This is a genomic window from Pseudomonas sp. RIT778 (assembly GCF_019718735.1).
Classification (GTDB): domain Bacteria; phylum Pseudomonadota; class Gammaproteobacteria; order Pseudomonadales; family Pseudomonadaceae; genus Aquipseudomonas; species Aquipseudomonas aphyarum.
Genome location: NZ_JAIHBA010000054.1, coordinates 19,677 through 32,312 on the forward strand (window position 1 = coordinate 19,677; position 12,636 = coordinate 32,312).

Annotated in this window: 12 protein-coding genes; 2 read left to right on the plus strand and 10 right to left on the minus strand. The window is 59.9% G+C overall.

The window, feature by feature from the left end; all coding sequences use genetic code 11:
• Positions 1-5: 5 nt before the first annotated feature.
• The 10 genes from K5E37_RS28040 to K5E37_RS28085 form a co-directional block, all read right to left on the minus strand.
• Positions 6-1,967: a DUF4105 domain-containing protein gene (locus tag K5E37_RS28040; RefSeq protein ID WP_221535705.1), complete on the minus strand. Its 1,962-nt coding sequence runs from the start codon at positions 1,965-1,967 to the stop codon at positions 6-8.
• A complete protein-coding gene (locus tag K5E37_RS28045) occupies positions 1,964-2,284 on the minus strand; it encodes a DUF2388 domain-containing protein (RefSeq protein ID WP_007953910.1) in 321 nt (106 codons plus the stop codon). Before K5E37_RS28045 ends, K5E37_RS28040 begins: the two co-directional genes overlap by 4 nt.
• 27 nt (positions 2,285-2,311) lie before the next feature.
• On the minus strand, positions 2,312-2,620 hold the full coding sequence (locus K5E37_RS28050) for a DUF2388 domain-containing protein (RefSeq protein ID WP_179693106.1): 309 nt from the start codon (positions 2,618-2,620) through the stop codon (positions 2,312-2,314).
• A gap of 107 nt (positions 2,621-2,727) precedes the next feature.
• A complete protein-coding gene (locus K5E37_RS28055; RefSeq protein WP_007953908.1) occupies positions 2,728-3,045 on the minus strand; it encodes a DUF2388 domain-containing protein in 318 nt (105 codons plus the stop codon).
• Between the two features lie 332 nt (positions 3,046-3,377).
• Positions 3,378-3,593, minus strand: coding sequence for a DUF1127 domain-containing protein (locus K5E37_RS28060; protein ID WP_007911656.1), 216 nt, complete (start codon positions 3,591-3,593; stop codon positions 3,378-3,380).
• Between the two features lie 321 nt (positions 3,594-3,914).
• Entirely contained in the window at positions 3,915-5,408 is a 1,494-nt protein-coding gene (locus K5E37_RS28065; protein WP_064592552.1) for an acetyl-CoA hydrolase/transferase family protein, read from the minus strand.
• 214 nt (positions 5,409-5,622) lie between these two features.
• Positions 5,623-7,056 carry an NAD(P)(+) transhydrogenase (Re/Si-specific) subunit beta gene (locus K5E37_RS28070; protein ID WP_085606447.1) on the minus strand — a complete coding sequence of 478 codons (1,434 nt, stop codon included), beginning with the start codon at positions 7,054-7,056 and terminating at the stop codon, positions 5,623-5,625.
• Complete coding sequence (locus K5E37_RS28075) at positions 7,056-7,376, minus strand: NAD(P) transhydrogenase subunit alpha (protein WP_003220416.1); 321 nt, start codon at positions 7,374-7,376, stop codon at positions 7,056-7,058. Before K5E37_RS28075 ends, K5E37_RS28070 begins: the two co-directional genes overlap by 1 nt.
• A 15-nt stretch (positions 7,377-7,391) precedes the next feature.
• On the minus strand, positions 7,392-8,513 hold the full coding sequence (locus tag K5E37_RS28080; protein ID WP_221535706.1) for a Re/Si-specific NAD(P)(+) transhydrogenase subunit alpha: 1,122 nt from the start codon (positions 8,511-8,513) through the stop codon (positions 7,392-7,394).
• 434 nt (positions 8,514-8,947) lie between these two features.
• Positions 8,948-9,847: a LysR family transcriptional regulator gene (locus tag K5E37_RS28085; RefSeq protein WP_221535707.1), complete on the minus strand. Its 900-nt coding sequence runs from the start codon at positions 9,845-9,847 to the stop codon at positions 8,948-8,950.
• A gap of 158 nt (positions 9,848-10,005) precedes the next feature.
• On the opposite strand from K5E37_RS28085, the gene K5E37_RS28090 reads away from it, so the two are divergent.
• Entirely contained in the window at positions 10,006-11,187 is a 1,182-nt protein-coding gene (locus K5E37_RS28090; RefSeq protein ID WP_221535708.1) for an acyl-CoA dehydrogenase, read from the plus strand.
• A 13-nt stretch (positions 11,188-11,200) separates the two neighbouring features.
• Complete coding sequence (locus K5E37_RS28095) at positions 11,201-12,421, plus strand: CaiB/BaiF CoA-transferase family protein (RefSeq protein ID WP_221535709.1); 1,221 nt, start codon at positions 11,201-11,203, stop codon at positions 12,419-12,421.
• The last annotated feature ends 215 nt before the right edge of the window (positions 12,422-12,636 follow it).

The window sequence follows — 12,636 nt, forward strand, 5'->3', positions numbered from 1 at the left end:
GTTTTTCAGGGCAGCTCCAGTCCGCCCGAGGCTTTGTGCAGTTTGCGCAGATGCTCGCCGATCTGCTTCACGTTGGCCTCGCTGGCCGCAATCTCGGCTGCTCGCCTTGGCTCCAGCAGCGCGCGCACTTCTTTATCCAGATCGCCGGTGAGTGCCAGCAACTGTTTCTGGCGCTGACTGCTTTCGGCTTCAAGCCTGCTGAACTCGCTTGGTTGCGGCAGGCCGTAACCTCGGGAGTCGAGCAACTCTGCCGGCCGGCTGAGGAAGCCGCTGTTGGCGAGGATCTGTTGCAAGGTCGCGTTGGCCTTGTCCATGCCACCGTTCTCCAGCTCCCGGGCGCCGAGGTAGCGTTGCTTGACCTCATCCTGAGCGAGCAACAGTTGGCGGCGGAAACTGGCTTGCTCCAGCAACAACAGCGCGGCGCTGGTGCGCAGGTCGGCCCGTTCGAACCACGGGCGACGCTCTTCGGCAGACAGCGAAAGCCATTCTTCCACGGTTGTCTGCTTGATCGGCAATTGCTTCTTCAACACATCGAACATCGCTTGATAACGATCACGGAACGAGTCGAAGCGATAACCCAGGCGCAACGCCTCTTTCGGATCATCGAGCACGCTGGTGTCGGCCAGGCCTCGCCCCTTCAGCACTTCCAGCAAGCCATTGGGCATGATGCTGTCCAGGCCGGTGAGCCGGGCGTTGTTGCTGCCGCTGCGCAACAGCTTCAGTCCTTCCACCGCACAGTTGTTGGAGAGGAAGAAGTAATTGCCGTCGTAGCTCCAGTGCATTTCGGCGGCGTGTTCGACCACGCCCTCGATTTCGCTGCGCGAGAGATTCAGCGGCACCGACGCCAGGCTGCGCAGTTCGGTTTTGGTGTATTCGTCGATCACCTGCGCCAGCGGCAACACGAACAGTCGTGACGGGTACTTGCCGACCAGTCCGTCCCAGCTCGACAGCTGTACGTCACCGACGAAGGCGCGGTACGACAGCACCAGATGCTGATCAAGATCCAGTCGGCAGTCCGGACCGCGTGGCCGGCCCGGTGCACAGATCACCAGACGCAACATACTGTGGCCCCAACGGCTGACCCAGTTCTGGTTGGCTTCGGCTAACAGGTAATCCACCGCGTACACGCGCTCCGGATCGACATGGCCCAGGGGCTGTTTGGCAAAGTCGTTGCCGGCATTGAGGAAGGCGAAGGTTTTGGCGCACTCATCTTTCGCGGGCGGTGCCCAGCCGAAGTGTTCCTGGTAATAGCGATACAGCGCCGGGCGACGGCAGGCGTAACTCGGATCGAGGAGGAAATACTCCATGTTGACCGCGACAAACTCCTTCGGACTGGAGATTTCGTAGAGGTCGGGACTGCGGGCGATCTGCCGGTTGTGCTGTTCACGTTCGCCACGACGGCCGACGTATTGCTGCCAGCCGGCGAGGTCGAGCAGGCGTGGATCATCGCTGAGGGTGAAGCGCCGACCGTTCTGGCCGCGGCATTCATCGGGAATGCCGATCAGCCCGGCGCTGTTGTTGCGTCGGGTACAGCGCTGGATCAGCGTGCGTTCGGCCGCCGGCCACAAGCGCGCGCGATCGTAAATATGGGTGATTTCGTGCAGCACCGTGGCCAGCAGTTCCCGGCGAACGGTGCCGTGGGGGCGATTGGTTTTTTGTTTCGCCGCACTGCCGTCGGTGAGGCTGGCGAGCAGTTTGCGGTTCAGATCCAGCTCGGAGACGAGTGTCGCTTGGCCGTAGGCGTTGCCGGGCATGTCGTCGGTCCAGCCGACATCGATGCGCCGGTCCAGGCGTTCGATGAAGCTCGGCGGCAACGCCTGCATGGCTTCATCGAGCAGTGCCTGGCTGGCCTGTTGTTGGGCGGGGCTCAGACCGTCGGTCTTGAGCCGCAATTGCAGGCCGGCGTGGGCGCTGTTGCCAAGCAGCAACAGCGCCCCGGCCAGCAGCCAGGCGCCGAGTGACTTCACAGTGCGAGGATGGCTTCGGCGAGTACCTGATCACTGGCGTCGCGAGCTTCCGGCACGCGGGTGCGCAAGGTGTTGAAGGCGGCTTCCAGGTTTGCACCACGGATATCACCGTCGCTGGCCACGAAACTGGCAGCGTCGTCGTGGGCTTCGCGGATGATTTTCGAATCGCGAATCGACGTGGTGGTGTCGGAAGTGAAATCGATGGTGCGCTGGGAAGCGCGGACGATGATGTTACTGGTGGCTACCAGGGTGTGTGCCTGGGCCATATCGGCCAACAACAGCAGGCCAAGGGCGGCAGCAATCAGCGGGCTACGCATGGAACGACTCCGAAAAGACAGGGATGACTATTGGACGAGAATTGCCTGTGCCAGTTCAAGGTCGCTGACATGAAGTTTTGGCCGGCTCTTGCGCAGGTAATGCAGGGCGGATTCGAGCTGTGCGCCGCGCATCTGGCCGTCACTGGCAACGAACGCTGCGGCATCGTCGTGCGCGGCGATGATCAGTTTACGGTCGAACGGCGCGGAAGACACCATGCCGGTGGCCCAGACGCTGACCACGGTGTTCTGCGTGGATACATCGAAGGCGTCTGCCAGAGGAACCCAGCAGGCGGTGATCAGTACAGAGGGGATAAGCAGATTTGAAAGAAAACGCATGGGACTCGGCAGCTGTTGGCGAGTCCCAAGGCTAGCGCAATGCCCGGACTAGAGCCAGCGCCGAAACATCGGGACACGACCGGCGTGTCCCGCGATGCCTCTGTCGCTTAGATCGTCAGAATGGCCTGGGCCAGCTGTGCGTCGGTCGCGTTCAGTTGTGGAGCCTGATGACGGATGTGATCCAGTGCGCTCTCCAGTTTCACGCCACGGATTTCGCCTTCGCTGGCCACGAAGCTGGCAGCGTCGTCACGGGCAGCGAGCACGATCTTGTCGTCACGGAAGGACGAGGTGACGTCGGAGGTGGCATCGGAAGAGGACTTGAGCGCGCCAACAACGGCGTCGGTGGTAACGATGAAGCTAGTGGCGCTGGCGTTGGCAGCTACGGCCAGCAGGGCGGCGGCGCTGAGCAGACGAAGACGGGACATGGGAGAACTCCTGTGGATAAACCGTATTGAGAGGTGGCTCGGTGTCTGAAGGTCAGACGCCAGTCGCACAGCATTCGCCACGTTCTGCATGGATCTTAGGCCTCCGTTGCGAGTTCGCACAGTGGTCAGGATGCTGGCCTGAACACATTTTGCGTAACTGTACTTGTCATTAATCTATTTAAAGAAACTGTACCTGTCTGGTGTTTCAGGCTGGGTATTCAGGTTTTTCTGCCCTGAAACGACAAGACCCGTCGCGGTTTCCCGCGACGGGTCTTGTGTGTTCAATTCGGGTTGCTGGCGGTGGGTCTAGCGACCAGAGCCAGCGACGCTGCTTAGCGCCAGAACGGCTTGCTCAGCTCTTCGTAGCGTTGTGCTTCGCTAATCCCGGCGTCAGCCAGCAGACGCGAATCCAGACGAGCCAGTTGATGGCGGCTGGAGATGCGGCGCTGCCAAAGCATCAGGTTGGCGATAACGCGCAGAGGCAGGGAAGCCTGGGTGTTTACAGCTTTGTCTTCGAAGAACAGTTCGGAACTGAGTGTACGTTCCATGGTTGACATCCTTCCGCTTGTGGCGGGATTAGGTAGTGGTTTAACTGGTGCCCATGATCCTCTCGTTTGGCCAGACTCTCTAGATACAGTTCACCTGTATTGTGAGTGACCAGTTAACTGTTTATAGGGGGTGTACGGGTCAAAATTGCGCAAACTGTACCTGTCTGCGCTTATTTGGTGCATTTTTACCCAATTCGATGGTTCGAGTAGGCAAAAGCCGTAGGAAAAGACCGGTACAGCAGTACAGTTTTTGACGGTTGCAGAGGTTTTCAGAATCCCGCTGGCGAAACTGTGTTTGCACCAACGGGAAATCTGTGCGGATTACACCGCCAGCATGCGTCCGGTTTCTTCCAGATTGATGTGCCAGCTCAGGGCGTCACGCAGGATATGCGGGGTGTGGCCGCCAATGGCGCAGGCTTTGTCGAAGTAGTCGTTCAGCGCCTGGCGGAAATCCGGGTGCACACAGTTATCGATGATGACCCGGGCGCGCTCGCGTGGCGCCAGGCCGCGCAGGTCGGCCAGGCCCACCTCGGTCACCAGGATGTCGACGTCATGCTCGGTATGGTCGACGTGGCTGACCATTGGCACCACGCTGGAAATCGCACCGCCCTTGGCGATCGACTTGGTCACGAACACCGCCAGGTGTGCGTTGCGCGCGAAGTCGCCCGAGCCGCCGATGCCGTTCATCATCCGCGTGCCGCAGACGTGGGTGGAGTTGACGTTGCCATAGATGTCGAACTCCAGGGCCGTGTTGATGCCGATGATGCCCAGGCGCCGCACCACTTCCGGGTGGTTGGAGATTTCCTGGGGACGCAGTACCAGCTTGTCCTTGTACTTCTCCAGGTTGCCGAACACGTCGCTGTTGCGCCGCTCCGACAGGGTGATCGAGCTGCCCGAGGCGAAGCTCAGCTTGCCGGCGTCGATCAGGTCAAAGGTCGAGTCCTGCAGCACTTCGGAGTACATGGTCAGGTCTTCGAACGGCGAATCGATCAGCCCGCACATCACCGCGTTGGCAATGTTGCCGATCCCGGCCTGCAACGGGCCGAGCTTGTTGGTCATGCGCCCGGCATCGACTTCCTGCTTGAGGAAGGTGATCAGGTGATCGGCGATGGCTTTGGTATCGACATCCGGCGACGACACGGTGGACGGCGAGTCCGACTGCTGGGTGATGACGATGGCGACAATCTTCTCCGGCGGGATCGGGATCGCGGTGCTGCCGATGCGGTCGTCGACCTTTACCAGCGGAATCGGCGTGCGGGTCGGGCGATAGGTCGGGATATAGATGTCGTGCAGACCTTCGAGGTTGGCGTTGTGTGCCAGATTGATCTCGACGATCACGTGTTTGGCGAAGATAGCGAAGCTCGCCGAGTTACCCACCGAAGTGGTCGGCACGATGTGGCCCTGTTCGGTGATGGCCACGGCTTCGATCACGGCGATGTCCGGCAGCTTCAGCTGCTGGTTGCGCAGTTGCTCGACGGTTTCCGACAGGTGCTGGTCGATGAACATCACTTCGCCGGCGTTGATCGCCTTGCGCAGGGTGCTGTCGACCTGGAACGGCATACGCCGCGACAGCACGCCGGCTTCGGTCAGTTGCTTGTCGAGGTCGTTGCCCAGGCTGGCGCCGGTCATCAGGCTGATCTTCAGCGGCGTGACCTTGGCTCGCTCGGCCAGCGCATGGGGCACGGCCTTGGCTTCGCCGGCGCGGGTGAAGCCGCTCATGCCGACGGTCATGCCGTCCTCAATCAGCGCAGCGGCGTCGGCGGCGCTCATCACTTTATCCAACAACGAAGGCAGGCGAATACGGTCACGGTACATGGATTATTTTCTCGGGCAGCGAGTAGCAGGATGCGCAGTCTAGTGAATTTCGCGAGCGCCTGTCCCGCTACCAAGGTCGCAAACGAGGCGTCTATTTAGCGGGTTTCAAGTAAAACACCGTTACCGGATCTGCAACAACGCGGCAAATTGTCCGACGGTTTGCGCAAACAAAAACGCCCCGACAAGTCGGGGCGTTCGGTGTTGCCGGCGAGGGTTACTCGACCGCTTTGACCATGTCTTCGATGACTTTTTTCGCGTCGCCGAAGACCATCATGGTCTTGTCCAGGTAGAACAGTTCGTTGTCCAGACCGGCATAGCCGCTGGCCATCGAGCGCTTGTTGACGATGATGGTCTTGGCCTTGAACGCTTCGAGGATCGGCATGCCGGCAATCGGCGATTTCGGATCGTTCTTGGCGGCCGGGTTGACCACGTCGTTGGCACCGAGCACCAGCACCACATCGGCCTGACCGAACTCGGAGTTGATGTCTTCCATCTCGAACACCTGGTCGTACGGCACTTCGGCCTCGGCCAGCAGTACGTTCATGTGCCCGGGCATCCGACCGGCCACCGGGTGGATCGCGTACTTCACGGTCACACCATGGTGGGTCAGCTTCTCGGTCAGCTCTTTCAAGGCATGCTGCGCGCGAGCCACCGCCAGGCCGTAACCCGGAACGATGATTACGGTGTCAGCGTTGGTCAGCAGGAAGGTCGCGTCGTCAGCCGAACCGGATTTCACCGGACGGGCTTCCTTCTCACCGGCAGGACCGGCGTCTGCTGTATTGCCGAAACCGCCGAGCAGTACATTAAAGAAGGAACGGTTCATCGCCTTGCACATGATGTACGAGAGGATCGCACCGCTCGAGCCCACCAGCGAACCGGCAATGATCAGCATCGAGTTGTTCAGCGAGAAGCCGATACCCGCCGCCGCCCAGCCGGAATAGCTGTTGAGCATCGACACCACCACCGGCATGTCGGCGCCGCCGATCGGGATGATGATCAGCACGCCCATGACGAACGCCAGGGCCAGCATCAGTGCGAACGCGGCGAGGTTGCCGGTCAGCATGAAGGTGATGCCGAGGATCAGCGTCGCCAGACCCAGTACCGCGTTCAGCTTGTGCTGACCGCTGAACTGTACCGGTGCGCCCTGGAACAGACGGAACTTGTACTTGCCCGACAGCTTGCCGAAGGCGATCACCGAACCGGAGAAGGTGATCGCACCGATGGCTGCGCCGAGGAACAGCTCCAGACGGTTACCCGCCGGGATCGAGTCACCCAGTTGCTTGACGATGCCCAGCGACTGCGGTTCGACCACGGCAGCAATGGCGATGAACACCGCTGCGAGGCCGATCATGCTGTGCATGAACGCAACCAGTTCCGGCATCTTGGTCATTTCAACGCGTTTGGCCATTATCGAACCGGCGGTGCCGCCGATCAGCAGGCCGACGATCACGTAACCGATGCCAGCAGTCGCCAGCTCAGCGCCCAGCTTATAGATGAGGCCGACGGTGGTGAGGATTGCCAGCGCCATGCCGAGCATGCCGAACAGGTTGCCGCGGCGCGACGTGGTCGGGTGCGACAGACCCTTGAGGGCCTGGATGAAGCAGATCGACGCGATCAGGTAGAGCGTCGTGACGAGGTTCATGCTCATTACTTAGGCGCCTCTTCTTTTGCTTTCGGGGCTTTCTTCTTGAACATCTCAAGCATGCGGCGGGTCACCAGGAAGCCACCGAACACGTTGACCGCGGCCAGTGCCACCGCGAGGGTGCCCATGGTCTTGCCCAGCGGAGTGACGGTCAATGCAGCAGCGAGCATGGCGCCTACGATCACGATCGCCGAAATGGCGTTGGTCACTGCCATCAAAGGCGTGTGCAGCGCGGGTGTAACGTTCCAGACCACGTGGTAACCGACATAAATCGCCAGCACGAAGATGATCAGGTTGTAGATACCGGGGGAGATAAGCTCTTCCATCGTCTGAATCCCTGCTTAGGCGTTTTTGCGGATGACTTGGCCGTCGCGGCACATCAGGCACGCGGCGACGATGTCGTCTTCGAGGTTCACTTCGAACTGGCCTTCTTTGGTGAAGACCAGCTTCAGGAAGTCCAGCAGGTTGCGTGCGTACAGCGCCGAGGCGTCTGCGGCGACTTCACCGGCGAGGTTGGTCGGGCCGACGATGGTCACGCCGTTCTCGATCACGACCTGATCGGCGACGGTCAGCGGGCAGTTGCCACCCTGGGCGGCAGCGAGGTCGATGACTACCGAGCCGGGTTTCATCTGCGCCACGGTGTCCGCGCTCAGCAGCGTCGGCGCCTTGCGGCCCGGGATCAGTGCGGTGGTGATGACTATGTCAGCCTGCTTGGAGCGCTCGTGCACGGCCTGGGCCTGACGCTGCATCCAGCTCGCCGGCATCGGGCGTGCGTAACCACCGACGCCGACCGCGCATTCGCGTTCTTCATCGGTCTCGTAAGGCACGTCGACGAACTTGGCGCCGAGGGACTCAATCTGTTCCTTCACGGCCGGACGTACGTCGGACGCTTCGATGACGGCACCCAGACGTTTCGCCGTGGCAATTGCCTGCAACCCGGCCACACCGGCACCCAGAATCAGCACGCGCGCCGCTTTCACGGTGCCCGCAGCGGTCATCAGCATCGGCATGAAGCGCGGATAGTAGTGAGCGGCCAGCAGCACCGCCTTATAGCCGGCAATGTTCGCCTGGGACGACAGCACGTCGAGGCTCTGGGCCCGGGAGGTACGTGGCGCCGCTTCCAGGGCGAACGCGGTAATCCCGCACTCGGCCATCTTCGCGATGGTGTCGTTGTTGAACGGGTTGAGCATGCCCACCAGCACCGTTCCGCGCTTGATCAGCGTCAGTTCGGCATCGCTTGGCGCGACCACTTTGAGAATCAGCTCGGCGCCAAACGCGTCATTGGCACTGCCAATGGTTGCGCCTGCCGCTTCATAGGCACTGTCGACAACGCTGGCTTTAATGCCGGCGCCGGTTTGCACAGTGACCTTATGACCTTGGCTGATCAGCTTTTTAATGGTTTCCGGGGTTGCAGCAACCCGTGTTTCACCGGTCTGGGTTTCGAGAGGAACACCAATGTGCACGTCAAATCTCCTGCGTGATCTTATTGAGTAAACCCATGCACTACGGATGGTGCGACTGGGGCGGCCGATCAGCACGATCCCGCCAAATCAGGGCGGGGCGCGGCATTTTGCAGGCGAAGTTTATGCCCTTCAAGGGATTATGACGGGTGACGGAAAATTAACTACAAGTCATCCCGTGACCGAATGTCGCAGATGGCCAGTTGAATCCCTTGCAGGCCGTGCCTTTCAAGGAGTCTGGATGAATTTTAAGAATTTTCTCATCGGTGACGTGAATAGGTCGCAATGAGTCGCGAATGAGGGCGCAAAGCCACGTCGGCAGGCGCTTGTGGGACGTCTGTACGACTTTCGGATACAGTCTGTCTATTTGCGACAAATAGTTATATCTGTAGGGCTTTGGTTTTCCTGACTACGGGGTTAGTAATCGCTGGAGGCCTTTATCCTTCTAGGTTGTAGCTGTGTGCCTGGTTCACCAGCCAGTCACGAAAAGCCTTGAGTGACGCCGATTCGACCTTTCGTTCCGGAATCATCAGGTAATACGCCTTGATGCTGGAGAGCGCGTTCGGGTTGGCAATCACCAGGCGCTTCTCGGTCAGTTCGCGCTGAATCAGGAACGGTGGGATCAGCGCGATGCCCATGTCATGCATGGCCGCCTGGGCCAGCATGGAGAATAGCTCGTAGCGCGGACCTGTCATGTCACGGGGGATGTTCAGGTGCTGCGAGTTGAACCACTGCCGCCAGGCGTAGGGGCGTGTAGTTTGCTGGAGCAGGGGCAGTTCGGCGATTTCATCGGGTGTCAGATGCGACTTGTTGCCGAGCAGGGCGGGACTGCATACCGGCATCGGATTCTCGCCCATCAGCCTGTGGGATTCGGTACCGGACCAGTCGGCATCGCCAAAGTAGATGGCGGCATCGAAGTCAGTGTCGGCAAACAGGAACGGGCGGGTGCGGTTGGTCAGGTTGACCGTCACTTCCGGGTGCTTGAGCTGGAAGTCCTTCAGTCTTGGCAACAGCCATTGCGTGCCGAAGGTGGGCACCACGGCGAGTTCGATCACGTTAGTACCTTGCTGGCCCATTACCGACAGGGTGTCACGCTCAACGGCATCGAGCTGGGTCGCTACTCGACGGCTGTAGGAAAGACCCGCTTCGGTCAGCTTCACTCCGCGACGCGAGCGTCGGAACAGTTCGACGCTGAGGAAGTCCTCAAGGCTGGCGATCTGTCGGCAAATGGCGCCCTGGGTGAGGGAAAGTTCTTCGGCGGCCTTGGTAAAGCTCTCGTGACGGGCGGCGGCTTCGAAGCTGATCAGGGCGGTGGTGCTGGGTATCTTGCGGCGCATGTACGTCAACCTCACTAATACATCGCTTAATCGGCATTTCGCGACGTTTCGGAGTGAGAAATTAGCACAACAGGATGCGAAATCCTCGTTTGCCGGGATGGCAAAGCGGGCCTAGGATCAATGCCACGTTAATTCACCCGATTTGCGAGGACTCACTCATGGGCGGTAAAGCTAGCTTCAACTGGATCGATCCACTGCTGCTGGATCAACAGCTGACTGAAGAAGAACGCATGATCCGCGACACTGCCGAGCAATTCGCCCAGCAGAGCCTCGCGCCACGCGTTCTGGAAGCCTTCCGCCATGAGAAGACCGATCCGGCGATCTTCCGTGAAATGGGTGAGGTCGGCCTGTTGGGCGCGACCATTCCCGAGCAGTACGGTGGCAGCGGCCTCAACTATGTCAGCTATGGCCTGATCGCTCGTGAAGTCGAGCGTGTCGACTCTGGCTACCGTTCGATGATGAGCGTGCAGTCTTCGCTGGTGATGGTGCCGATCAACGAATTCGGTACCGAAGCACAGAAACAGAAGTACCTGCCGAAACTGGCTTCCGGCGAGTGGATCGGCTGCTTCGGTCTGACCGAGCCGAACCACGGTTCAGACCCGGGCGCGATGATTACGCGTGCACGCAAAGTCGACGGCGGCTACAACCTGACCGGCGCCAAGATGTGGATCACCAACAGCCCGATCGCCGACGTGTTCGTGGTCTGGGCCAAGGACGATGCGGGCGACATCCGTGGCTTCGTTCTGGAGAAGGGTTGGAAAGGCCTGAGCGCTCCAGCGATTCACGGCAAGGTCGGTCTGCGGGCTTCGATCACCGGCGAAATCGTCATGGACAACGTGTTTGTGCCGGAAGAGAACATTTTCCCGGACGTGCGTGGTTTGAAAGGTCCGTTCACCTGCCTCAACTCTGCACGTTATGGCATCTCCTGGGGTGCGCTGGGCGCGGCTGAGTTCTGCTGGCACACCGCTCGCCAGTACACCCTGGATCGTCAGCAGTTCGGTCGTCCGTTGGCTGCCACTCAGTTGATCCAGAAGAAGCTGGCGGACATGCAGACCGAGATCACTCTGGCGCTGCAAGGCTGCCTGCGTCTGGGCCGTATGAAAGATGAGGGTACCGCTGCGGTTGAAATCACTTCGATCATGAAGCGTAACTCTTGCGGCAAGTCTCTCGAGATCGCCCGCATGGCGCGTGACATGTTGGGCGGCAACGGGATCTCCGATGAATTCGGTGTGGCCCGTCACCTGGTCAACCTGGAAGTGGTGAATACCTATGAAGGTACTCACGACGTTCACGCGCTGATCCTCGGTCGTGCGCAGACCGGCCTGCAGGCGTTCTATTAATAGGAGAGCGACCATGGGCGCGCTGTCGCATCTGCGGGTACTGGATTTATCGCGAGTGCTGGCCGGCCCATGGGCTGGTCAGATCCTGGCCGATCTCGGGGCGGAAGTGATCAAGGTCGAGCGCCCGGGCAATGGTGACGACACTCGCGCCTGGGGGCCGCCCTTCCTGAAGGACGCTTACGGCGAGAACACCAGCGAGGCGGCTTATTACCTGTCGGCCAACCGCAACAAGCAATCGGTGACGATCGACTTCACGCGTCCCGAAGGTCAGAAGCTGGTTCGCGAGCTTGCAGCCAAGTCCGATATCCTGATCGAGAACTTCAAGGTGGGTGGTCTGGCGGCCTATGGCCTGGATTACGAGTCGCTGAAGGCGATCAATCCGGATCTGATCTATTGCTCGATCACCGGTTTCGGTCAAACCGGACCGTATGCCAAGCGTGCGGGTTATGACTTCATGATCCAGGGTCTCGGCGGGCTGATGAGTCTGACCGGGCGACCTGAGGGTGATGAAGGTGCCGGACCGGTTAAGGTGGGGGTGGCGCTCACGGATATCCTGACGGGGCTGTATTCGACCGTGGCGATTCTGGCAGCACTGGCTCATCGTGATCACGATGGCGGCGGGCAGCATATCGATATGGCGTTGCTGGATGTGCAGGTAGCATGCCTGGCCAATCAGGCGATGAACTACCTGACGACGGGCACTGCGCCAAAGCGGCTGGGGAATGCACATCCGAATATCGTGCCGTACCAGGATTTTCCTACGGCTGACGGCGACTTCATTCTCACGGTGGGCAATGACGGGCAGTTCCGCAAGTTCGCCGAAGTGGCGGGGCAACCGCAGTGGGCGGACGATCCGCGTTTCGCGACTAATAAGTTGCGGGTGGCGAACCGTGCGGTGCTGATTCCGATGATTCGCCAGGCGACAGTCTTCAAGACGACCTCCGAGTGGGTGGCTCAGCTGGAACAGGCGGGTGTGCCATGTGGGCCGATCAATGATCTGTCGCAGGTGTTCGAGGATCCGCAGGTGAAGTCTCGCGGGTTGGCGATTGAGCTGCCTCACGCACTGGCGGGGATGGTGCCGCAGGTGGCTAGTCCGATCAGGCTGTCGCGGACTCCTGTGGAGTATCGCCATGCGCCTCCTTTGCTGGGCGAGCATACGTTGGAAGTTTTGCAGCGGGTGCTGGGTCTTGGGGCTGGAGCGGTGGCTGCGATGAAAGAGGATGGAGTGCTCTGATGGTTCTCTCTATATAGAAGGGGTACTGAATCCTTCTTCTATATAGAGGGTATTGAGTGTTTTTTGGCCTATCCGCAAGTTATTGAAAGAAAAGCGAAATTAAGGGTTGACGGCAGATTCTGAGTCTCTATAATTCGCCCCACTTCCGGCGCAGTCGAAACGGAAAACTCCTTGAGATTCAATGAGTTAAGTAGGTTTCGAGAGCGGGTCGCTTC